General features: G+C 73.8%; 19 protein-coding genes and 1 pseudogene. 12 read left to right on the top strand and 8 right to left on the bottom strand.

The genetic code is table 11. The features are described from left to right. Positions 1-28: 28 nt before the first annotated feature. The 6 genes from AB0H37_RS34605 to AB0H37_RS34580 all read right to left on the bottom strand — a co-directional run bounded on the left by AB0H37_RS34605 (position 29) and on the right by AB0H37_RS34580 (position 9,217). Entirely contained in the window at positions 29-1,312 is a 1,284-nt protein-coding gene (locus tag AB0H37_RS34605; RefSeq protein WP_179833189.1) for a glycosyltransferase family 4 protein, read from the bottom strand. Between the two features lie 28 nt (positions 1,313-1,340). Next, positions 1,341-2,576: a cytochrome P450 gene (locus AB0H37_RS34600; protein WP_360616936.1), complete on the bottom strand. Its 1,236-nt coding sequence runs from the start codon at positions 2,574-2,576 to the stop codon at positions 1,341-1,343. Between the two features lie 36 nt (positions 2,577-2,612). Continuing rightward, the gene (locus tag AB0H37_RS34595; RefSeq protein ID WP_360616935.1) at positions 2,613-3,884 is read right to left on the bottom strand and encodes a cytochrome P450; all 1,272 of its coding nucleotides are present in this window, start codon (positions 3,882-3,884) and stop codon (positions 2,613-2,615) included. Positions 3,885-4,043: 159 nt separating this feature from the next. Next, positions 4,044-6,905 carry a hypothetical protein gene (locus AB0H37_RS34590; protein ID WP_360616934.1) on the bottom strand — a complete coding sequence of 954 codons (2,862 nt, stop codon included), beginning with the start codon at positions 6,903-6,905 and terminating at the stop codon, positions 4,044-4,046. Between the two features lie 73 nt (positions 6,906-6,978). After that, on the bottom strand, positions 6,979-7,968 hold the full coding sequence (locus tag AB0H37_RS34585) for an MBL fold metallo-hydrolase (RefSeq protein WP_179833193.1): 990 nt from the start codon (positions 7,966-7,968) through the stop codon (positions 6,979-6,981). Between the two features lie 88 nt (positions 7,969-8,056). After that, entirely contained in the window at positions 8,057-9,217 is a 1,161-nt protein-coding gene (locus AB0H37_RS34580; protein WP_360616933.1) for a steroid 3-ketoacyl-CoA thiolase, read from the bottom strand. 193 nt (positions 9,218-9,410) lie between these two features. Here AB0H37_RS34580 and AB0H37_RS34575 point away from each other — a divergent pair, with 193 nt between their 5' ends. Beyond that, complete coding sequence (locus tag AB0H37_RS34575) at positions 9,411-9,800, top strand: hypothetical protein (protein WP_179833195.1); 390 nt, start codon at positions 9,411-9,413, stop codon at positions 9,798-9,800. 24 nt (positions 9,801-9,824) lie between these two features. Here the strand turns inward: AB0H37_RS34575 and AB0H37_RS34570 are convergent, their stop codons facing one another. Next, the gene (locus tag AB0H37_RS34570) at positions 9,825-11,000 is read right to left on the bottom strand and encodes a cytochrome P450 (RefSeq protein ID WP_329094307.1); all 1,176 of its coding nucleotides are present in this window, start codon (positions 10,998-11,000) and stop codon (positions 9,825-9,827) included. 199 nt (positions 11,001-11,199) lie between these two features. Between AB0H37_RS34570 and AB0H37_RS34565 the strand changes: the two genes are divergently transcribed. The 7 genes from AB0H37_RS34565 to AB0H37_RS34535 are packed head-to-tail and all read left to right on the top strand — an operon-like array spanning position 11,200 to position 18,275. Continuing rightward, the gene (locus AB0H37_RS34565) at positions 11,200-12,201 is read left to right on the top strand and encodes a ketoacyl-ACP synthase III (protein WP_179833196.1); all 1,002 of its coding nucleotides are present in this window, start codon (positions 11,200-11,202) and stop codon (positions 12,199-12,201) included. Between the two features lie 2 nt (positions 12,202-12,203). Continuing rightward, a complete protein-coding gene (locus AB0H37_RS34560; RefSeq protein WP_360616932.1) occupies positions 12,204-12,983 on the top strand; it encodes a glycosyltransferase family 2 protein in 780 nt (259 codons plus the stop codon). Next, positions 12,980-14,149, top strand: a complete 1,170-nt coding sequence (locus AB0H37_RS34555; protein ID WP_360616931.1) for a cytochrome P450 — start codon at positions 12,980-12,982, stop codon at positions 14,147-14,149. The genes AB0H37_RS34560 and AB0H37_RS34555 overlap by 4 nt, the downstream gene beginning before the upstream one ends. Continuing rightward, positions 14,146-15,651 (top strand): class I adenylate-forming enzyme family protein, encoded by a 1,506-nt coding sequence (locus AB0H37_RS34550; RefSeq protein ID WP_329094304.1) that lies wholly within the window; start codon positions 14,146-14,148, stop codon positions 15,649-15,651. The genes AB0H37_RS34555 and AB0H37_RS34550 overlap by 4 nt, the downstream gene beginning before the upstream one ends. Then, entirely contained in the window at positions 15,648-16,586 is a 939-nt protein-coding gene (locus AB0H37_RS34545) for an NAD(P)-dependent oxidoreductase (RefSeq protein WP_329094303.1), read from the top strand. Before AB0H37_RS34550 ends, AB0H37_RS34545 begins: the two co-directional genes overlap by 4 nt. A 49-nt stretch (positions 16,587-16,635) precedes the next feature. Next, positions 16,636-17,370 carry a Clp protease N-terminal domain-containing protein gene (locus tag AB0H37_RS34540; RefSeq protein ID WP_329094302.1) on the top strand — a complete coding sequence of 245 codons (735 nt, stop codon included), beginning with the start codon at positions 16,636-16,638 and terminating at the stop codon, positions 17,368-17,370. A gap of 38 nt (positions 17,371-17,408) precedes the next feature. Then, positions 17,409-18,275 carry an alpha/beta hydrolase gene (locus AB0H37_RS34535; protein WP_360616930.1) on the top strand — a complete coding sequence of 289 codons (867 nt, stop codon included), beginning with the start codon at positions 17,409-17,411 and terminating at the stop codon, positions 18,273-18,275. Positions 18,276-18,298: 23 nt separating this feature from the next. Here the strand turns inward: AB0H37_RS34535 and AB0H37_RS34530 are convergent. Continuing rightward, positions 18,299-18,478: pseudogene (locus AB0H37_RS34530) on the bottom strand (helix-turn-helix domain-containing protein); the annotation flags it as partial. Between the two features lie 91 nt (positions 18,479-18,569). Here AB0H37_RS34530 and AB0H37_RS34525 point away from each other — a divergent pair. The 4 genes from AB0H37_RS34525 (at position 18,570) to pucL (ending at position 21,534) form a co-directional block, all read left to right on the top strand. After that, on the top strand, positions 18,570-19,787 hold the full coding sequence (locus AB0H37_RS34525; protein ID WP_329094299.1) for an RNA-guided endonuclease TnpB family protein: 1,218 nt from the start codon (positions 18,570-18,572) through the stop codon (positions 19,785-19,787). Between the two features lie 102 nt (positions 19,788-19,889). After that, positions 19,890-20,363 carry a 2-oxo-4-hydroxy-4-carboxy-5-ureidoimidazoline decarboxylase gene (gene uraD / locus AB0H37_RS34520; RefSeq protein ID WP_229810479.1) on the top strand — a complete coding sequence of 158 codons (474 nt, stop codon included), beginning with the start codon at positions 19,890-19,892 and terminating at the stop codon, positions 20,361-20,363. Continuing rightward, complete coding sequence (gene uraH / locus AB0H37_RS34515) at positions 20,360-20,674, top strand: hydroxyisourate hydrolase (RefSeq protein ID WP_360616929.1); 315 nt, start codon at positions 20,360-20,362, stop codon at positions 20,672-20,674. Before uraD ends, uraH begins: the two co-directional genes overlap by 4 nt. Next, positions 20,674-21,534 carry a factor-independent urate hydroxylase gene (pucL, locus tag AB0H37_RS34510; RefSeq protein WP_360616928.1) on the top strand — a complete coding sequence of 287 codons (861 nt, stop codon included), beginning with the start codon at positions 20,674-20,676 and terminating at the stop codon, positions 21,532-21,534. The genes uraH and pucL overlap by 1 nt, the downstream gene beginning before the upstream one ends. The last annotated feature ends 8 nt before the right edge of the window (positions 21,535-21,542 follow it).

Here is a 21,542-nt window from a genome sequence, read left to right as displayed (position 1 = left end):
TCCGATCAGAGGGCGTCCGCGGACGCCCTCACTTGCCCTTGCGCGCGGCTAGGCGCCGGTACTTCTGCTGGGCGACGGCTGCCCGGTAGTGCTCCACGGTGGCCTGCGCCACGGCGGGCCAGGCGAACCGCTGCTGGACGCGCGCGAGGCCGGCGGCTCCCACCCGCGCACGCTCCTCCGCGGAGTCGTGCAGGCGGTGCAGGGTCGCGGCCAGTTCCTCCACGTCACCCGGCGCGACCAGGATCCCGGCGTCGCCCACGACCTCGGGCAGGGCGCCGGCGCGGCTCGCCACCAGCGGCGTCCCGGACGCCATGTGCTCCACGGCCGGCAGCGAGAACCCCTCGTAGCGCGACGGCACGACGGCGGTCTCCGCGGACGCCAGCAGCTCGCCCAGCTCGCCGTCGCTGATGCCGCTGACGAACCGGACCCGCTCGCCGAGCGCCAGCTCGCGCACGAGCCGCTCGGTCGGGCCGTCCTTCTGCGGCCGGCTGACCACGATCACGTGGACGTCGCGCTCGGTGGCGACCTTGGCGACCGCGCGCAGCAGCACGTCCACGCCCTTGATCGGCGCGTCGGCGCTGGCCATCGCCACGATCCGGCCGGGGACGCGCTCGCCGCGCGGGTGGAAGATCCGGGTGTCGACGCCGAGCGGCAGGATGTCGATGTCGCGCGGGTCGACCTTGAAGTCCTTGACGATGTCGACCTTGGAGGACTCCGACACCGTCAGCACCGGCCCGATGCGCCGCGACACCTGCGACTGCATCCCGACGAACCCGTACCAGCGGCGCTTGCCGAGCTTCTGCTTGAGGCCGCGGGCGGCCTCGATCTCGATCCGCCGGTCGACGCTGATCGGGTGGTGGATGCTCGTCACCAGCGGCAGCCCCAGCCGGGCGATGCCGAGGTTGCCGACGCCGAGGACCTGGTTGTCGTGCACGACGTCGAAGTCGCGGCGGCGCTCCCGCAGCAGCCGCAGGGCGCGCAGGCTGAAGGTCAGCGGCTCGGGGAAGCCGCCGGTCCTCATGTGCGCGAACTCCAGGACGTCCAGCCAGTCGCGGAACTCGCCGAGGGCAGGGGTGCGGAAAGGGTCCTCGTCCCGGTACAGGTCCAGGCTCGGCAGCTTGGTGAGGGTGATCTCCTCGCGGTCGAGCTCCGGGTACGGCTGGCCGGAGACGACCTCCACGGTGTGACCGAGGTCGACCAGCTCCCGGGTCAGATGCCGGAGGTAGACGCCCTGGCCGCCGCAGTGCGGCTTGCTGCGGTACGAGAGCAGGGCCACCCGCAACGGACCGCCCGCCTCGCCTGCCTCACCCACGCCATCCCCTGCCCACACACCACTCCCGTCAGTCGAGAGACGCCGGACGCACCCGTACCGGCATCTCCTTTACACCGTTGATGAAACTAGACCTTAGCCTGCGAACGTTACCGTTGAGTTCAATATTGGGCATGGTGTCCAAGAGTGTTTCGAACAGCACACTCAGCTCAAGCCGGGCGAGATGGGCGCCCAGGCAGAAGTGCGGACCGCCGCCGCCGAAGCCCAGGTGGGGGTTCGGGTCCCGGCCCACGTCGAAGCGGTACGGGTCGGCGAACACCGCCTCGTCGCGGTTGGCCGAGGAGTAGAACACCACGACCTTGTCGCCCTCGGCGATCGCCCGGCCGCCGATCTCGGTGTCCCGGACGGCCGTGCGCCGGAACATGTTGACCGGGGTGACCCAGCGGACGATCTCGTCCGCCGCCGTCCGGACCAGGGACGGGTCGGCCTTCATCCGCTCCCACTCCCCGGGATGCTCCAGGAGCGCGAGCATGCCGCCGGACGCCGCGTTGCGGGTCGTCTCGTTCCCGGCGACCGACAGCAGCATCACGAACAGCTCGAACTCGTCCCCGGTCAGCACCTCGCCGCCGGCGTCCGGCTGGAGCAGCCGGGTGACGATGTCCTCGCGCGGGTTCTCCCTCCGGTCGGCGGCGAGCGCGTTGGCGTAGGCGTACAGCTCCGTCGCCGCCTGCCGGCCCTCCTCCGGCGTCCGCTGGAAGTCCGGGTCGTCCCCGCCGATCAGCGTGTTCGACCAGTGGAAGATCTTCTCCCGGTCCTCGGGCGGGGCGCCGAGCAGCTCACAGATCACGTACAGCGGCAGCGGCGCCGCCAGGTCGCGGACGAAGTCGGCCTCCTGACCGCGCTCGGCGGTCTCGGCCACGAGGCGCCGGCAGATGTCCCGGATGTGCTGCTCCAGGGCGCCGATCGCGCGCGGGGTGAAGCCCCGGTTGACGATGCTCCGCTTGCGCGAGTGCTCCGGCGGGTCCTGGTTGAGCATCATCATCCGCTGCAGGACGATCTGGTCCTCCGGCGACTCGTGGAACAGCGCCAGCCGCTGCCAGGACGAGAAGACCTCCGGGTGCCGCGAGACGTGCACGACGTCCTCGTGCCGGGTGACCGCCCAGAACGGCGGGTGGTCCAGTTCCGGGTCGCCGTGGTGGCGGTACACCGGCTCGTGCTCGCGCAGCCATGCCAGCTGCCCGTGCGGGACGCCGCTGTGCTCGTACGGTCCCGGGTCGACCAGTTCGATGTCGGGGGTGGTGGTCATCGCCTCGAACCTCCTCGTCCGGAGTGATGGGCGCCGTCAACCTCCCAGGGGGGCCGATGGCGTGAAGCTCACCGGGATCTCCTTGTAGCCGTTGACGAAGTTGGAGCGCAAGCGGCGCGGCTCGCCCGCGAGCCGGATGTCGGGCATGCGGTCGAGGATCGTCTCGAAGATGATCCGCAGGTTCATGCGGGCGAGGTGCGTGCCGAGGCAGTAGTGCGGGCCGCCGCCGCCGAAGCCGATGTGCGGGTTCGGGTCGCGCGCCACGTCGAAGGCGAACGGGTTGTCGAAGGCGCGCTCGTCGCGGTTCGCGGAGCCGTAGAACATCACGACCTTGTCGCCGGCCTTGATCTGCTTGCCGCCGATCTCGGTGTCGACCAGGGCCGTCCGGCGGAACTGGTTGATCGGGCTGACCCAGCGGACGATCTCCTCGACCGCCTTCGGCAGCAGGCTGCGGTCCTCCCGCAGCCGCGCCCACTGGTCCGGCCGCTCGAAGAAGGCGATCATGCCGCCCGCGGTGGCGGTCCGGGTGGTCTCGTTCCCGGCGATCGACAGCATGATCACGAACAGCTGGAACTCCTCCAGGCTGATCCTGCCGCCGTCGGCGTCGGGCGTCAGCAGCTTGGTCACGATGTCGTCGCGCGGCGTGGACTCGCGCGCGGCGGCGAGCTGCCCGCCCCACTCGGCGAACTCGGCGGCGCACAGGGTGGACTCCTCGCGTCCCCCGATGAACTCGGGGTCGTTGAACGCGACGAGCTTGTTCGACCAGTGGAAGATCTTCTCCCGGTCCTCCATCGGGGCGCCGAGCAGCTCGCAGATCGTGTAGAGCGGCAGCGGCGCGGCGAACCGCTCGACGAAGTCGCACTCGCCGAGCGGCGCCGCCTCGTCGATCAGCTCGTTGCAGATCTTGCGGATGTGCTCCTCCAGCCGCCCGATCATCCGCGGGGTGAAGCCCTTGTTGACCATGGAGCGCAGCCGGGTGTGGCTCGGCGGGTCCTGGAAGAGCATCATCTGCCCGTACATCGCGATGTCGTCGCTGGAGAACTCCTCGAACATCGACGTCCGCTCGTGCGAGGAGTACGGGTCGGCGCGCCGCGACACCGACACCACGTCCTCGTGGCGCGTGATGGCCCAGAACCCCGGCACCCCGTCGTTGGGGTCCTGGTGCCAGTGGACGGGGTCGTTGTCACGCAGCCACTGGAACTGGCGGTGCGGGATCCCCCCGCGCTCGTAGACGCCTGGATCGATGATGTCGATCTCGGGGGCCCGGAAGGCCCGGGCGGCGGACAGGGGGGACGTCGCGAGTGCCATGGAAGATCCTTCGTGCCGGGGTGGAGACCACACGAGGCGAGCAGGCCACCGTGAGCGCCTGCTCGGCGCACTTACCTAGAACAGGTTCTAACATGAGACTCCAGTCTCATCAAGGGTCCCGCCGGTGAGAGTGATCTGCGTCGCACCCCGAACGGAAGGTCACAGCCCCAGATCGCGCCCCACGGCGTCCCACCACGCGACGGCCCCGTCGACGTCCAGGCCCGTGATCCACAGGTCCTCCGGGTCGGCGGGCATCAGGGGTTCGCGCAGCGCGTCGTCGAGCTGCCACGACCCGGTCTTGCCGGCGTGCTCGCCCGTCCCGGGATCGTTGTACAGCGCGACCACGTCGGCGGGCAGGCCGGCGAGGTCCTTCTCGCGCCCGATCGTGAACGGGTACCCGTAGGCGGCGGACGCGGCCGTGGAGACCGGCAGGCCCGTGCCCTCGGCGAGCCGGCGCACGGCCGTGACGTCGTAGGGGGCCGGCCCCCGCTCGTCCAGCGACCGCAGGTACCGCGCGATGCGGTCCGCCCCGCCCCAGCCCTGCGCCCTGGGCGGATAGAGGTGGGTCCAGCCGGGGAAGGTGAAGTCGCGGAAGACGCCGTCCGGGGAGTACTCGACGGCGACGGCGTCCTTGTGCGGATGGGCCTGCCAGGAGAGGATCACCATCGCGCCGTTCGGCGTGCGCCAGAGCTGCCCCACCGGGTCGTGCGTGGCCTGCGCGGTGAACCACAGCCGCCGCCACCGGCCGCTGCCGTCGCCCCAGGGAGTGCCGCCCAGCGCGCCCAGCAGGTGCGCGGCCTTCGCCCGGTGGTACGCGGCCTTCCACGGCAGCGCGGCCTGCAGCGCTTCGCCGCCGAGCGTCCCGAACGCGAAGTACACGCCCCGTGTGCCGGTGGGCCGCTCGATGCGGCCGAGCGGATGGGGCGTGTCGTAGGCGGGGCCGGTCTCGGCGGCCTCCACGAGGACCTCGGCGAGGTACCGGACGGCCGGCACTCGCGCGACCGAACGGCCGGCCCGCAGACCCCCGCCGGCGCGGACCAGCTCCGGCAGCCCGTCCGGCTGGGGCAGGCGGAGCGCGTCGCGCAGGCGGAGCGTGTCGAGCAGGCACGCGGCGGCCCGCAGCACCAGCGCCGCCACGCCCTCCAGCAGCCGCGCGTCGGTGATCTCCGGGAGGACGCGGCGGAGTTCGGCGTCCAGCTCCCGCCGGTGGACGAGGGCGGCGTTCACCAGCCGGACCGCGCCGTCGCGGGCGAGCCCGCGCAGCGCCGCCGAGCCCTCCGGGTCCGTGGCGGACAGGTGGGGCCAGAAGCCGGGCGGGGGCATGACCGCGTCACCGCGCTGGACCGGGGAGTACCGGAGCCGGAGGGTGGTCCGGCCCTCGCCGTCCACCAGGCGCAGGAGCGCCCGGTCGAGCATGACCTGCGTCGGCGCTGCCGCGCCCGGGAAGGTCAGGGCGACCGCCGCGGGGCTTCGCGGCCACCGCCACTGCCCGTCGGTGGGCACCTCCAGCATTCCGGGCTCGACCGCGCGGAAGGTCTCCGCGCGGTCCCCGTTCAGCCGCGACACGAAGGTGCCGGCGCCGTCGAACCACGGGTAGGTGCCGCCGCCGTGGGGAAGCTCGGCGCGGTGGACCGGCCCGGCGGGCCCGTGGACCTCGACGCGCCGCCCCGCGACGCCGAGCGTGAGCAGATCGTCGTGCAGGACGACGGTGACGGGCGACTCCTCGGCGGCCGGGAACCGCAGCTCCTCGGGGAGCCCGGTCCGCAGCGCGCGCCACAGCGCGTCGACCGGCTCGGTGATCTCAAGGCCGGACAGGACCTCGGCGGCCGGGGTCCCGGCCGCGGCCTCCGCCAGCGGCACCAGCCGGGGCAGTGCGATCTCCAGAGCGAGCAGGTCGCCCGTCGCGCACTCCTCCCGCCACCGCGCGACGTCCTCGGTCAGGACGCGGCGGATCGTTCCCCGCGCCCAGAGCGCCCGCAGCACGGACGGGTAGTCGACGTTGTCGTACTGGCCGAGGTTGCGGACGTAGGCGTCCAGCCGCTCCCGCGCGTTCGGGGCGCCGTCGTCGAGCGTCGCGGCGAACTCGGTCAGCTCGGCGTTCTCGTCGTGCCACTGCGGAACCGGGGTCTTCGACCGGGTGAAGGCGAGGGGGTCGGGTCCGGAACGTCCGATGACCGGGTCGGCGGCCGGATCGAACCACCGGCCCGGGGCGGGGAACAGGCGGTCGCCCGCGTCCGCGGCCAGGCGCATCAGCTCGTTCGCGGGCAGCGGCCCGGCACCGGCGAACCAGTCCCGCGGCAGCCGCCGCCCGGCCCCGACCAGTCCGAGCAGCAGCAGCCATCGGCGGTGGTGCTCGGTGCGCGGACCGGGCTCGGCGTACAGCTCGCCGTCGGGCCGCGCCGCGATCAGCAGGTCCAGCTGCTCGGGCCGCCGGGCGAGCCGCCGCAGCGCCGCGTCCAGGGCCTCCCACAGCGGCAGCGGCGCCCGGGGGAGGAGCCCGCCGCGCAGCAGCCGCTCGGCGACGAAGTCGGTCTCGCCCGCCTCGTCCACCCCCGCCGACCGCGCCACCGGAAGCAGGTCCGCGACGACGTTCGGATACGGGACGACGCCCGCGTCGAAGAACGCGCACACCGCCTCCCTCGCCCACGCGTGGGCGGCCGCCGCGTCGTCGTGCCGTGCGAGTCGCTTCAGGTGCCCGTGCAGCGCCGACGCGGTGATCGCGCCCAGGGGGACCAGTTCCACCAGTACCCGCTGCGCCCGGGCGGTGTCGGGCGCGAGGTCGAGCAGCCGCGCGTTCGACTCCTCGACCTCGCCGGCCCGTCCCAGGTAGAACGCGGCCTGCTCGGCGAACCCCGCCCGCGCGAACGCCCCTGCCGCGGCCGAGAAGTAGTCCGGCAGGGAGGCCGCGGGCCGCCGGGCGGCCGTCTGCAGGATCTGCGCGCGCGCCCCCTCCGGATCCTTCGCGGCGAGCGCCAGCGCGCCACCCGTCTCGTCGTCGTCCGGCCCCGCCACGTCCCGCATCCGCCACCCCTTCGGAGATCGTCGGCGGGCAGACTAACGCCCCCGGACGACACCGGGCGGTGGATCGGGATCGTCAGCGCAGGACGTAGCGGAGGGGGTCGTCGGCGCCCTCGCGGCGGGCGGTGCCGCGGGTCTCCAGGGTGCGCAGGTGCGCGGCGGCCTCGGCGGCGGCCATGCGGCGGGCCTGCTGGGCCATCTCGGCCCACGGGTGCCGCCAGGTGAGGCCGGCGGTGAGGTCCCAGAGCGTGGTGGGGCGGGAGGACAGCAGCGCCGCCACCTCCGCGAGGCGCTCCTCGTGGTGGGCGATGATCTCGCGGGCGCGGTCCTCGAGGCCGCGGAAGCGGTGCTGGTGGGCGGGCAGGACCTCGTCCACGGTCATGGCGGAGACCTTGTCGAGCGAGCCGAGGAAGTCGCTCAGCGGGTCCACGTCCGGGGTGTCGTAGGGGTAGAGGCCGATGTGCGGGGTGATGCGCGGCAGGACGTGGTCGCCGGTGAAGAGGCGGTCGCCGTCCTCCAGGTGCAGGCAGATGTGTCCGGGCGTGTGCCCGGGGGTCCAGACGGCCTGCAGCCGGCGGCCGGGGACGTCCACCAGGTCGCCGTCGGACAGCTCGCGGTCCGGGACGGCGGGAGGCGAGACCCGGGTCTGCTGGGTCGGCCCGGTCAGGTCCGACTCGGCCGCGCCGGCGCGGCGCAGCGCGGTCAGCTCGAACGAGCGGCGGCCGCCCTGGCCGACCTCGTTGAACAGCCGGACGATCCCGGCATCGGAGTGGTGCATGGCGATCCAGGCGCCGGACGTCTCGCGGACGCGCCCGGCGAGGCCCGCGTGGTCGGGGTGGAAGTGGGTGACGACCACCCCGTACACGTCGGCGACGTCGATCCCGAACGTGCCGAGCCCGTCCCGCAGGGCCGTCCAGGCGTCCTCGTGCTGCCAGCCCGCGTCGATCAGGACGGGGCCGCGGGGGCTCTCCACCGCGTACACCAGCGTGTACGACAGGGGGTTGTTCGGGATGGGGACGGGGACGCTCCACAGCCCGCCGCCGAGGTCCTCAGGTTCCGGCTGCACCGAGACCGCCTTTCGCGCCTGTCATGGTCGAAGGCCCCGGCCGCTGAGACCGGGGCCCTGAGTCCTGTACCCCCAGGATGCCTTCCGGTCAGACCCGTTCGAGGATCGTGGCGGTGGACAGGGCGCCGCCCGCGCACATCGTGACCAGGGCGGTCCCGGCGTCGCGCCGCTCCAGCTCGTGCAGCGCGGTGGTGATCAGCCGCGCCCCGGTGGCGCCCACGGGGTGGCCGAGGGCGATGGCGCCGCCGTTGACGTTGACGCGGTCCATGTCCGGCTTGTGGACCGACGCCCAGGACAGCACGATCGACGCGAACGCCTCGTTGATCTCGGTGATGTCGATGTCGCCCATGGCCATGCCGGAACGCCGCAGGACGCGCTCGGTCGACTGCACGGGGCCGTCCAGGTGGTAGTACGGCTCGCCGCCGACGAGGGCCTGCGTCCGGATGCGGGCGCGCGGGCGCAGGCCGAGGGCCCGGGCCTTGTCCTCCGACATGAGCAGGACGGCGGCGGCGCCGTCGGAGATCTGGGACGAGGTGCCCGCCGTGTGCAGGGCCTCGGGGCCGAGGACGGGCTTGAGCTTGGCGAGCCCGTCGGCGGTCGTCTCGCGCAGGCCCTGGTCGCGGGTGACCTCGCGGGTCTCGCCGGTGACGTCGCCCTCGGCGTCCAGCACGGGCGCGGTGACCGGGGCGACCTCGCGGTCGAAGCGGCCGTCCGCCCACGCCTTGGCGGCGAGATGCTGGGACCGCGCGCCGAACGCGTCGAGGTCGGCGCGGGTGATGCCGCGGCGGGCGGCGATCCGCTCGGCGGCCTCGAACTGGTTCGGCATGTCGAGCGACCAGTCGTCCGGCCGCGGGTCGGCGGGCATGACGTTGCTGCCGAGCGGGGCGCGGCTCATCACCTCGACGCCGCAGCCGATCGCGACGTCCACGACCCCGGCGGCGATCTGGGAGGCGGCCAGGTGGACGCCCTGCTGGGAGGAACCGCACTGGGCGTCGATGGTGGTGACGCCCGCCTGCCAGGGCAGGCCCGCGTACAGCCAGGAGTAGCGGCCGACGTGCCCGCCCTGCTCCCCGGCCTGCGTGACGCAGCCCGCGAAGACCTGCTCCACCTCGGCGGCGTCGATGCCGGAGCGCTCGACGGCGGCGTTCAGGGCGTGCGCGAGGACGGCCATCGGCTTCAGGCCCGCGAGCCAGCCGCCACGCTTGCCGAGCGGCGTGCGCACCGCCTCGACGATCACCGGGGTACCCATGCGGTCTCCTTCTAGAACACGATTCGCATTGGACTGTAACGTGTTCTAACTTTGCGGGGAAAGGGCGGTCCCGGTGAGAGGGATCAGGGCTGTACCGGACATCTCTGCTCCGCCCGGCAGGACGGGCACTGGGGAGCGCCGGCCGCGTCTACTAGCCTGGGCGCACGACGATCCCCCCGCGCCGGAGAGTCCCATGGCCGCAGATTTCGACGAGCCCGTGTTCGACGAGGACTTCGTCAGGAGCGCCGTCTTCACCGAGCCGTCCGCGCGCGAGCGCGCCCGCCCCCCGTCCCGGCGCGAGCGGCGGCGGTCGCGGCGCGCCGCGCGGCGGTCCGCCGGCCGGCGCTTCGCGCTGCGGCGCCGCGACCACGAGCCGAGCCCCCGGGCGGCGGTGCTCCAGGTGATCGGCGGCGTGCTGGTGCTGCTCGCGATCTCCTTCGCGCTCTGGTGGTGGAACTCCGCGCCCCGCGACGAGCGCCCGGCCCGGCCGGTCGGCCCGACGGTCACGCGCTCCCCGGCGCCCGCCCCGACCCCGACGGCCCCGGAGAAGGACGCCCCGCCGACCGAGATCCCCGAGGTCTAGCCGCCAGGGCCGCCGGCCCGCGCCCTAGGCGGGCCGCACGCGCAGCTCGGCGTACGACGGGACGAGGACGCGGCGGGCCGGGCGGCGGGAGACGACCCGGTACGGGCGGCCGGGGGACAGCAGCGTCTCCAGCATCCGGGCCACCTGGACGCGCGCGACGGCGGCGCCGAGGCACAGGTGGCGCCCGCCGCCGAACCACAGCTGCCGCGACTCGGGCACGTACGCGCGGCGGACGTCGAAGGGCCCGGCGGCGCCCGTCGCCCGGTAGGTCAGCAGCAGGACCCGGTCGCCCGCGCGGAGCCGCCGCCCGCCGACCGCCGCGTCCCGGGAGACGTGCCGCCCGATCACCGGCGCCGGGGCGGCGACGCGCAGCCCCTCGCGCACCGCGTTGTCCATGAGGGACGGGTCGTCCAGCAGGGCCCGCTGGCCCCCGGTGTCGTGCAGCAGGGCCGCGGTGCGGACGGTCCCGGACGCCCCGGTCTCCGTCCCGGCGATCACCAGCAGGGTCGCCAGGCCGCGGGCGAGCGGCAGGCCGAGGCCCATCTCCCGGCAGCGGCCGAGGAGGGTGCCGGTTCCGGCCGTCCGGTAGGCGTGCGGGACGCCGGTGGTGATCTCGTCGACGATCGCGCGGGCCCGCGCGACGACCGCCGGGTCGAGGGCGGTGGACGCGGCCGTGCCGAGCGCCAGCCGGGCGAGCCGCTCGCCGGCGCCGAAGAGCGTGCGGTAGGCGGCGTCGGCCCGGTCCGCGGGCAGGCCCAGCAGGTCGGCGACCATGCGTCCGGCCAGGACGCGGGCCGCGTCGGCGACGTCGATGCCCGCCCCGGCGGCGAGGTGGGCGGCGAGTGCGGCGTGGGTCCGGCCCTGGGAACGCTCCACCAGAGTCCGCGCGGCGTCCTCGGTGAACAGGTCCCGGGCGCGGGTGCGGACCTCGGTGTGCGTCGCCCCGTCGAAGAACCGACCCATCTCCTCCCCGAACAGCTGCGTCCAGAGGTGGCCGACGCCGCCCTCGCCGTTCATGCCGAAGGCGGCGTGGTCGTTGAGGACCTGCCGCGCGAGGACGGGGTCGGTCACCACCCACCCGAGCCTCGGCACGCGGGTGATGGGGCCGGTGTGGCGCGCCGCCTCCAGGAGGGCGAACAGGCCGGGGTTCGCGGTCCACAGCAGCCGGGCCTCGTGCCGCGCCGCTCGTTCGGTCTTCATGCTGGTCACCCGCCGATTCTGGCGGTCCCGGAATACGGACGGAAACGCGATACCCCTCAAACCGGGCTAAGTGCCAGTACTCAGGCCGAACCGGGTACAACGCCCGGCCCGGGATGCGTAGGGTTCCTCTGACCGGGAGCGCCCGCGGCCGACGAGGCTGGCCGGACATCGAGCACGAGGAACCGGGGGACCCGAGCCCATGAGAGCCCGCATCACCGCCGCCGCCGCGCACCTGCCGGACCGGACGGTCAGCAGCGCCGAGGTCGAGGCCCGCGTCGCGGCCGAGAGCGACGGGTACCGGCCGCATCCCACGATCGTGGAGCGGATGACCGGCATCCGCGCCCGGCACGTCATGCGCGACGACGAGCAGGCGTCCGACCTCGCCGTCGCCGCGGCCCGCCGCGTCCTCGCCGACCGCGCGGTCGAGCCGGCCGGCCTGGACCTGCTGGTGTTCGGGTCGGCGTCGCAGGACCTCGTGGAGCCCGCGACCGCGCACATCGTCGCCGCCAAGCTCGGCGCGACCTGCCCGGTCTTCGACGTCAAGAACGCCTGCAACAGCTTCCTCAACGGCCTCCAGACGGCGGACGCGCTGATCCGGACCGGGCAGCACGAGCGCGTCCTGGTCTGCACGGGCGAGAGCCCGTCCCGCGCGATCCGCTGGAAGGTGCGCGACCGCGCCCAGTTCGTGGACGCGTTCGCCGGCTACACCCTCTCCGACGGCGGCGCCGCGATGCTCGTGGAGGCCGCCCCGGACGGCGGGATCTTCTACCGCGACTTCGCCGCCGTCTCCGGCGCCTGGCGGGTCGGGACGCTCCCGGGGGGCGGCTCGATGCACCCGCGCGACCCCGAGTTCACCTACTTCAGCGGGGACGGGCGGCGGCTGAAGGACGCCTTCCTGGCGACCGGCCCGGAGATCTTCACCACCGCGCTCGCCAAAACCGGGCTGACCTGGGACGACTTCGCGGTCGTCGGCGTCCACCAGGTCACGCTGCCGTACCTGGAGACGCTGCGCGCGATCCTCGGCGTCCCGCCCGACCGGCTCGTCGTCACGCTGCCCGACCACGGCAACGTCGCGTCCGCGAGCCTCCCCCTGCAGATCGCCACCGCCCTCGCCGAGGGGCGCTGCGGGCCCGGCGACCGGATCGCGCTGATCGGGCTCGCCGGCGGCGTCAGCCTCGGCGTCATGTTCGCGGAGCTGTGACGATGAGCCCGACGAACCCGACGGACCCGATGCACCTGTGGATCGTCGTCCCCGCCTACAACGAGGAGCGCTCGATCGGCGCGACGCTGCGCCGCCTCGCCGCGCAGACCGACACCGGCTTCACGCTCGTCGTGGTCGACAACGGCAGCACCGACGCGACCGCCACCGCCGTCAAGGAGTTCGCCGCGGGCACCGCGGCGTTCGACGTCCGGATCGTCCACGAGCCGGAGAAGGGGACGGGCGCCGCCGCCGACACCGGCGTCCGGCACGCGATCGGCGCGGGGGCCACGCACGTCGCCCGCACCGACGCCGACTGCCTGCCCCATCGCGGCTGGGTGGCGGCGGTGAAGCGGGCCTTCGGCGAGGGGCTGGAGATGGTGTCGGGGCCGCTGCTGCCGCGCACCGACGAGTTCCCCCTGAAGCTCTGGGAGCGCCGCCTGCTGCCCGCCGTCATCGACCTCGCGGCCCTGTTCGGTCGGTTCCGCCCCGGCAACCAGGACCCGCTCTACCTCGGTCCGTACGTGATGATGCCGGGCTGCAACCTCGCGATCACCGCCGACCTGTACGAGCGGGCGGGCGGCTTCCCCCGCACCCGCATCGAGGACGTCCACGAGGACCGCGCCCTGGTCAACCGCGTCCGCTACGTGACCGACGCCTACGGGCTGCGCGAGGACGTCGTCGTGTACGGATCCGTGCGCAGGCTCCGCGCGTTCGGCCTCGTCAGGACGCTCGGCTGGTACGCCGACCACCGCTACCGGCCCGACGTCGTGGACATCCGGTGAACTGGGAGAAGCGGCTCTACCTGACCGCGCACCCGGTCGCCTACCCGCTCCTGCGCGGCGTCGCGCGGCGCGGGCCCATCGTGCGCGTGCCCGGGGTCGGGGTGGTCGTGAACGACGCCGCCCTGGCCCGCGAGATCCTCATGGACGGCGAGACGTTCCGCAAGGACGGCCCCGGCTCGCCCGGCGAGCTGTGGACGCCCGTGCTCGGGCCGTCCGTCCTGCTCAACATGGAGGGCGACGCCCACCGCGCCCTCCGCCGCCGCCTGACCGACCTGTTCGTCCCGTCCTACACCGAGGCGCTGTGCGCCCGCGTGCTGGCCGAGCCGCTGGCCGCGCTGTCGGACCGGCTCGGACGCGGCGCGGCCGTCGACCTGGTGGACGCGGCGCGCGTCATGGCCGGGGCCGTGATAGGCGAGGTCATCGGGCTCGAAGGCGGCACCGAGGCCGCCTACCGGGACCTGTTCGAGCAGGGCGAGAAGATCGTCTCGATGGTGTCGCTGCGCACGCGGCGGCTCTCCCCGTCCCAGGTCCGGCGCGCCCGCGCGGTGCTCGACCCGCTCGGCGACATCGCGGCGAAGTCCTACCTGGCGGGGGAGGAGTCCACCGTCATGGGACGGATGCGGGCCCTCGGCCTGTCGCGGGACGAGGCGCGGGGCGCCGCCGGCGCGTTCTTCCTGACCGGCACCGAGACCGTCGCCACGCTGCTGCCGCGCCTGATCGCCCTGCTCGCCGACCACGGTCAGCTCGACCGCGTCGCGGGGGACCCCGCCCTCCTCGACCGGGCCGTCGAAGAGGCGATGCGGGTCGCGACGCCGACGCCGGTCATGCTGCGCAGCGTGCACCGCCCGGCCGCGGTCGGGGGCACGGCGGTCCGCCCCGGCGACCGGGTGCTGATCGCCACGCACAACTGCTGCCGCGCCCACGGCCCGTTCGACCTGGACCGCCCGCACCCGCCCGAGCTGCGCCGCCTGTGGTTCGGCGCCGGGCCGCACTTCTGCATCGGGTACCCGCTGGCCCTGGCGCAGATCCGCCTGGTCGCCCGGACGCTGCTCGCCGCCGCGCCGCTCACGGTCACGCGCCGCGCCGCCGCCCGGAACGTGCTGATCCCGACGTACCGCCACCTGGCCGTCCGGTCGGGACGATCCCCGAGAGCGAGGGCGGCATGACGCTCGTCCGGCGACTGCTCGACCAGGCGGCGCGGACGCCCGCCGCCGTCGCCCTGATCTCCGGGGACGGGACGGAGCTGACCTACGGCGACCTGCGGCGGCAGGTGCTCGCCGTCCGGCACGGGCTGCTGTCCGGCGGGCTCGCCCCGGGCGACGGCGTGCTGTTCTCGGTGCGCCCCTCGCCGGAGTCGCTCGTCCTGGCGCTGGGCGTGGTCGCGGCCGGGGGAGTGGTCGTGTTCGCCGACCCGGGGGCCGGGCCGGAGATGTTCACCGCGCGGCTGCGGCTGGCCCGTCCCCGCTGGTCGGCGGCCGAGTCGGTGCTGTACGCGGGGAGCAGGCTCCGGCCCGTCCGGGCGTACGCGCGGCGGCGCGGGCTGCTCCTGCCGAACCTCGCCGACCTGCAGATCCCGGGCGAGGGCCCGATGCGGCACCTGCACGTCGGCCGCCGGCTGCCGGGCGTGCCCCGGGGCGCGCTGTCCTTCGCGCGCCTGGCCCGCGGCGACGCCCCCGAGCCGGATCGCGAGGCCGATCCGGACGCGCCCGCCGCCGTGATCTTCACGTCGGGGACGACGGCGGACCCCCGTGCGGTCGTCCACACGCAGGCGTCCCTGGCGGCGGCGCTCGACCTGTTCCGGTCCCGGCTGCCGCTCGGCCCGGGGGACGTCGTCCACACCGACCAGCTCATGCTCGGCCTGCCGACCCTGATCGCGGGCGCCCGCTGGTCGATGCCGCCGCTGTTGTGCGCCCCGGCCGACTTCGCGCGGCTGATGCGCGAGCGGCGGGCCACGCACACGTTCTGCGTCCCGGTCCACCTGGCCGAGATCCTGGACGCGTGCCGCGAGCTGCCGCCGTCCGTCCGGTACGTGCTGCTCGGCGCGGCGCCCGCGCCCGCGGCCGTCCTGCGGCGGGCGGTCGAGGCCGCCCCCGCCGCGGAGGTCCTGTCGGTGTACGCGATGACGGAGATCCTCCCCGTGGCGATCGCGTCGGCGCGGGAGAAGCTCGCGCACGCCGGGCCGGGCGACCTGCTCGGCGCGCCGCTGCCCGGTGTCGGCGCCCGCCTGGCGGACGACGGGGAACTGCTGCTGTCCGGCCCCAACCTCTGCCGCGGGTACCTCGGCGCGGATCCCGTCGCCGAGCTGCCGACCGGCGACCTCGCGCGCCTGGACGGCGGCCGCCTCGTCCTGACGGGACGCAAGAAGGACATGCTGATCCGCGGCAAGTTCAACCTCTACCCCGGCCTGTACGAGCCGTCGATCGCCGCGCTGCCCGGGGTGGCCGAGGCCGCCATCGTGGGCGTGCCGGACCCGCGGACCGGGGACGAGGAGGTCGTCCTGGCGGTGGTCGGCCCCGGCGACCTGCCCGACCGGCTGCGCCGCGCCCTCCCGGACGTCATCGACCACGACGCCCTCCCGGACCGCATCGTCGTCCTGGACGAGCTGCCCCGCTCCGGGCGCACCCGCAAGCTCGACCGGGACCTGCTCCGCGAGCGGGTGACGCCATGAGGACCGCGGTGAGGATCGCGGTGACGGGAGCCTCGGGCTTCGTCGGCGGCGCGGTGTGCCGGGCGCTCGCGTCCGAGGGGACCGCGGTGCTCGCGTTCGGCCGCCGCCCGGCGGTGGCCTCCGGCCACGCGGGCGGCGCGCCCTACCGGTCCTGGGATCTGACCCGGGGTCCGATCCCGGACGCGCCCGCCGTGGACGCGGTCGTCCACTGCGCCGGCAGCGTCACCGACTGGGGGCCCGCCGCCGCCCTCTTCGCCGCCAACCTCACCGGCACCCGCAACGCCCTGGCGAGCTTCCCGGGAGCCCGGTTCGTGCACGTCAGCACGGCAAGCGTGTACGACCCGTTCGCGCCGAGCGTCATGGCGCGCGAGGACGAGGCCCCGGTGCGCCGCTACATGAACGCCTACGGCGCCTCGAAGGCCGCCGCCGAACGGGCCGCCGCCGACGCCGGCGCGATCGTCCTGCGCCCCCACGCGGTCTACGGGCCCGGCGACACGACGCTCCTGCCGCGCGTCCTCTCCGCCGTGCGGGGCCCGGTCCTGCCCGCCGTCGGGACCGGGCGCCAGCGCGTCAGCCTGACCTCGGTCGGGAACCTCGTCCAGGCCTGCGTCCTGGCCGCGACGGGACCCGTGGCCTCCGGCGTCTTCAACGTCGCCGACGCCGCACCGGTCGAGATCGACGACGCGTTCCGCGCGATCCTGCGCGAGCGCGGCGTCCGGGCGCGGCCGGTGTACGTCCCGGCCCGCGCCGCCCGCCCGCTCGCCGCCGTCGCCGAGGGGGCGTTCCTGCTGGCCCGCCGTCCCGAACCGCCGCGCCTCACCCGCTACGCGATCAGCCATCTCGCCCTGGAGCGCACCCTCGACACCACTGCCGCCCGGGAGGCCCTCGGCTATGCCCCGGCCCCGACGTCCTTCGCCGGGGCCGCCGCCTGGTGAGCGTCAACCATGGGTTGACGATTGGCGATCGTCAACCTATGGTTGACGCATGACCGAACCCCAGCGGCCACCCGTCCAGGTCCGCCTCGACGACCTGATCAACGGCATCAAGAAGGTCCACACCGACACCCTCGAACAGCTGACCAGCGCGGTCCTCGCCGCCGAGCACCTCGGCGAGGTCGCCGACCACCTCATCGGCCACTTCGTCGACCAGGCCCGCCGCTCCGGCGCGTCCTGGACGGAGATCGGCAAGAGCATGGGCGTCAGCAAGCAGGCGGCCCAGAAGCGCTTCGTCCCCAAGGGGGAGAAGCCCGACCTCGACCCCTCGCAGGGCTTCTCCCGCTACACCGATCGCGCCCGCAAGGTCGTCGTGGCCTCGATGAGCGAGGCCCGCGCCGCCGGCAACGCCGAGATCACCCCGGCCCACCTCGTCCTCGCCCTGCTCACCGAGCCCGAGGCGCTCGCCGCCAAGGCGATCCTCGCCCAGGACGTCCTGCTGGACACCCTCCGGCAGGCCGCCGCGGCGGCGCTGCCCCCGGACGCGGGAGAGGTCCCCGAGCTCATCCCCTTCGACCAGGACGCCAAGAAGGCGCTCGAACTGACGTTCCGCGAGGCCCTGCGCCTCGGCCACAACTACGTCGGCACCGAGCACATCCTCCTCGCCCTGCTGGAGTTCGAGGACGGCGAGGGAATCCTCTCCGGCGCGGGCATCGAGAAGGCGGCCGCCGAGGCGAACATCACCGCCGCTCTGGAGGCCATCGCCGCCCGGACGGACACGCCGTGAGGCGATGAGTTCCGGGCCCGCGCACGGTCCACCCCTTCATGGAGAAACTCATCAAGGCCAACGGGGTGGACCTGTGCGCGGAGACGTTCGGTGATCCGTCCGACCCGCCGATCCTGCTGATCGGCAACACGATGCTCACGTGGCCGGACGACCTGTGCGAGCGCCTCGCCGCGCTCCGCAGGTTCGCCGTCCGCTACGACCAGCGCGACACGGGCCGGTCCGAATCCCACGATCCCGAGGCCCCCCGCTACACGCTGCGCGACCTCGTCGCCGACGCCGCCGGCGTCCTCGACGCCTTCAGGCTGCCGATCGCGCACGTCGCCGGGTTCGGCGTCGGCGGCTGGATCGCCCAGCTCCTCGCCCTCGGCCACCCGGCCCGCGTCACCACCCTCACCCTCATCGCCACCAGGCCCACCGCCCCGGGACCGGCCGACGCCGACCTGCCCGAGCACGCCCCGGAGCTGATGGCCCGCTTCATGAAGCCGCCGCGGGTCGACTGGACGGACCGGGAGTCGGTGGTCGCCTTCCAGGTCGAGAACGCCCGCCACATGTCGGGCCCGTCCTTCGACGAGGCCGAGGTCCGCGCGGGCGTCGAGCGGATCTGGGACCGCACGGTGATCACGGGAGCCGACCCCGGCAAGGCGCACCGGGCCAACCAGATGGGGACCGTCTTCGCGGCCCTGGACGCCGGCGACCGCTGGCGCGAGCGCCTCCCCGAGATCACCGCACCGACCCTCGTCGTCCACGGGGAGGACGACCCCTTCTTCCCGCTGGGCAACGGCCGGGCGCTGGCCGCCGAGATCCCGGCCGCCGAGCTCCTCGTCCTGCCCGGCACGGGCAACGAGCTCCCGCGCCGGACCTGGGACACGGTCGTCCCCGCGCTCCTGCGGCACACCACGGGCTGACACGTGCCAGGGGGCGGCGCCGCTCAGACGAGGAGGGCGAGGAAGAAGTCGACGCGGTCCTCCATCCGGGACAGGTCCCGGCCGGTCAGGTCCTGGATGCGCTGGACGCGGTAGCGGACCGAGTTGACGTGCAGGTGGAGCTCCTCGGCGCAGCGCGTCCAGGAGCCGGAGTTGCGCAGGAACGTCTCCAGCGTCCGGACAAGGCCGAACGGCTTTTGGCGGAGCAGACTGGCGAAGCGGGGCGTTTCGACGTTCGCTGACTGGACCGGCGCCAGAGCTGTTAAAACGGGAGGCGTGGCGCGGCATGTCAAGCGGGCCTTCAAGTACCGCTTCTACCCAACCGATGAGCAGGCGGCCGAGTTGTTGCGCACGTTCGGCTGTGTCCGCTTGGTGTACAACCTGGCGCTGGAGGAGCGCACCCGTGCCTGGTATGAGGAGCGGCGCCGTATCTCCTACGTGCAGTCGTCCGCGCTGCTGACGCGATGGAAGAAGACCGCGGAGCTGGCGTTTCTGTCGGAGGTGTCGTGCGTTCCGCTTCAGCAGGCGCTGCGGCATCTTCAGACGGCGTTCGTCAACTTCTTCGCCAAACGGGCCAAGTACCCGCGTTTCAAGTCGCGGAAGAGGTCGCGTGCGTCGGCCGAGTACACCCGCAGTGCGTTCACGTGGCGCGACGGGCGTCTGACGCTGGCCAAGATGACCGCGCCTCTGGACATCCGGTGGTCGCGTCCGCTGCCCGAGGGGGCGGAGCCGAGCACGGTGACGGTGTCGCGTGACAGTGCGGGCCGCTGGTTCGTGTCCCTGCTGTGCCACGACATCATCGCTTGCGCCCCCGCCGCGAGCGCGGCGGTCGGTCTGGACGCCGGGATCACTTCGCTGATGACCCTGTCGACCGGGGAGAAGATCGCCAATCCCCGGCACGAAGGCCGCGATCGCGCGTGCCTGGCCAAGGCGCAGCGGAACCTGTCGCGCAAAGCCAAGGGCTCGGCGAACCGGGGCAAGGCCCGCCGGAAGGTCGCCCGCGTGCACGCGCGGATCGCCGACCGGCGCCGCGACTTCCTGCACAAGCTGTCGACACGTCTCGTCCGTGAGAACCAAACGGTCGTGATCGAAGACCTCGCTGTCTGCAACCTTGTGAAGAACCACAGCCTCGCACGCGCCATCTCCGATGCCGCGTGGGCGGAGCTGCGCAGGATGCTGGAGTACAAATGCGCCTGGTACGGGCGCGAACTCGTCGTGATCGACCGCTGGTTCCCCTCCACCAAGCTGTGCGGGAACTGCGGCATGGTTCGGGTGAAGCTGCCGTTGAACGTTCGTGAATGGACGTGCGAGTGCGGCAGTGTGCATGATCGCGACGTGAACGCGGCGCGCAACATCCTGGCCGCCGGGCTGGCGGCGTCCGCCTGTGGAGACGCTTTAAGACCTCAACGGGATTCCACCCGTACGGGGCGGTCGTCGACGAAGCAGGAAACCCAGCGGGCGACCGCTGGAACCCCCTGTCTCCAGCCGGGGTAGAAAGTCAAATGTAGCAAGCTACAAAAAAGGTCCGCGACCAGTGTCACAGTTCGGACGTCCTGTCCCTCGACGTGTAGTGGGGCGGCCTTGTGTACTGCAAGCGTGGTGGAACCGAGCACCGAGGATCTGGCGGCGTGCTGCGCGTCCCGCCGGTGGATCGCCGCGGTCGCCGGGCGGGCCTACGCCGATCCCGCCGCGCTGCGCGCCGCGTCGATGCGGGCGCTGGACGACCTGGCCTGGGCGGACGTCGAGGAGGCGCTCGCGGCGCATCCGCGCATCGGGGACCGGGTCGGCGGCGCCACGCGGGAGGCCCGCTGGTCGCGAGGGGAGCAGGCCGGAGCGGCGGGCGCGGATGCCGACGTTCAGGACGCCCTGGTTGCGGGAAACCGGGCCTATGAGGAGCGTTTCGGCCACGTGTTCCTGATCCGCGCGTCCGGGCGCTCCGCGCTGGAGATGCTCGCCGCGCTGCGGGAACGGCTCGGCAACGACCCGGGCGCCGAGCGCGACGTCGTCCGCCGGGAACTGGCGGAGATCGTCGATCTGCGGCTGGCCGGGCTGATGGAGGAGGACGCGTGAGCCTTTCGACGCACGTACTGGACGCCGCGAAGGGGATGCCCGCCGCCGGCGTGGCCGTCCGGCTGGACCGCCGCGACGCGGGCGGCGGCTGGACGACGCTCGCCGAGGCCCGCACCGACGCCGACGGCCGCGTCCGGGAATGGGGCGCCGAGCCCGGCGAGGGGGTGCACCGGCTGACGTTCGCAACCCAGGGGCTGTCGGACTTCTACCCCGAGGTCACGGTCGCGTTCACGATCGACGACCCGGGCCGGCACCACCACGTCCCGCTCCTGATCAGCCCGTTCGCGTACTCGACGTACCGGGGGAGCTAGTGGCGATCGTTCTCGGCCCCAACCGCTACGGCAAGGCGGAGACGCGCGTCGTGCGCGTGACGCGGGACGGCGGCACCCACCGGATCAAGGACCTGAACGTGAGCGTGGCCCTCTCGGGCGCGATGGACGAGGTCCACCTGACCGGCGACAACGCGGCCGTGCTGCCCACCGACACCCAGAAGAACACCGTGTTCGCGTTCGCCAGGAAGCACGGCATCGGCGCGATCGAGGACTTCGGGCTCCTGCTCGCGCGGCACTTCGTCGGCTCCCGGCCGGCGGTCGCCCATGCCCGGGTGGAGATCCGCGAGTACGGCTGGCGGCGCATCACGGGCGGGCACTCGTTCGTCCGGGACGGCGGCGAGGTGCGCACGGCGCTGGTCCACTGCGGCGCCGATGCGGAGTCGGTCGTCTCCGGCCTCACCGACCTGGTCGTCCTCAACTCCACCGGAAGCGAGTTCCACGGGTTCGCCCGGGACGAGTACACGACGCTCGAACCGACCGACGACCGGATCCTCGCGACGGCGGTGACCGCCCGGTGGCGGCACCGGAGCACGACCGGGGCCTGGGAGGAGTCCTACGCCGGCGCCCGCGACGGCCTGCTGCGCGCGTTCGCCGAGACGCACAGCCTGTCGCTCCAGCAGACGCTCTACCAGATGGGGCGCCGCGTGCTCGACGAGCGGCCGGAGACCTGCGAGGTCCGGCTGTCGCTGCCGAACAAGCACCACTTCCTGGTCGACCTGGAGCCGTTCGGCATGGACAACGACAACGAGGTCTATCTCGCGGCGGACCGCCCGTACGGGCTCATCGAGGGCACGGTGCTGACCGACGACGCGCCCGCCGCCCCGGCGGCCTTCGACTGAGACCGCCG

Source organism: Actinomadura sp. NPDC023710 (genome assembly GCF_040639875.1).
GTDB classification, from domain to species: Bacteria; Actinomycetota; Actinomycetes; order Streptosporangiales; family Streptosporangiaceae; genus Spirillospora; species Spirillospora citrea.
The sequence above is the reverse complement of the archived record's forward strand: the minus strand, read 5'-3'. Positions and strand labels throughout refer to the sequence as shown.

Bases quoted from the DNA above. Each gene is read 5' to 3' on its own strand.
- AB0H37_RS34540 (WP_329094302.1), top strand. From the start codon at position 16,636: ATGACCGAACCCCAGCGGCCACCCGTCCAGGTCCGCCTCGACGACCTG.
- AB0H37_RS34565 (WP_179833196.1), top strand. From the start codon at position 11,200: ATGAGAGCCCGCATCACCGCCGCCGCCGCGCACCTGCCGGACCGGACG.
- AB0H37_RS34570 (WP_329094307.1), bottom strand. From the start codon at position 11,000: ATGAAGACCGAACGAGCGGCGCGGCACGAGGCCCGGCTGCTGTGGACC.
- AB0H37_RS34560 (WP_360616932.1), top strand. From the start codon at position 12,204: ATGAGCCCGACGAACCCGACGGACCCGATGCACCTGTGGATCGTCGTC.
- AB0H37_RS34590 (WP_360616934.1), bottom strand. From the start codon at position 6,905: ATGCGGGACGTGGCGGGGCCGGACGACGACGAGACGGGTGGCGCGCTG.
- AB0H37_RS34595 (WP_360616935.1), bottom strand. From the start codon at position 3,884: ATGGCACTCGCGACGTCCCCCCTGTCCGCCGCCCGGGCCTTCCGGGCC.
- AB0H37_RS34575 (WP_179833195.1), top strand. From the start codon at position 9,411: ATGGCCGCAGATTTCGACGAGCCCGTGTTCGACGAGGACTTCGTCAGG.
- AB0H37_RS34535 (WP_360616930.1), top strand. From the start codon at position 17,409: ATGGAGAAACTCATCAAGGCCAACGGGGTGGACCTGTGCGCGGAGACG.
- AB0H37_RS34600 (WP_360616936.1), bottom strand. From the start codon at position 2,576: ATGACCACCACCCCCGACATCGAACTGGTCGACCCGGGACCGTACGAG.
- AB0H37_RS34545 (WP_329094303.1), top strand. From the start codon at position 15,648: ATGAGGACCGCGGTGAGGATCGCGGTGACGGGAGCCTCGGGCTTCGTC.
- AB0H37_RS34550 (WP_329094304.1), top strand. From the start codon at position 14,146: ATGACGCTCGTCCGGCGACTGCTCGACCAGGCGGCGCGGACGCCCGCC.
- AB0H37_RS34580 (WP_360616933.1), bottom strand. From the start codon at position 9,217: ATGGGTACCCCGGTGATCGTCGAGGCGGTGCGCACGCCGCTCGGCAAG.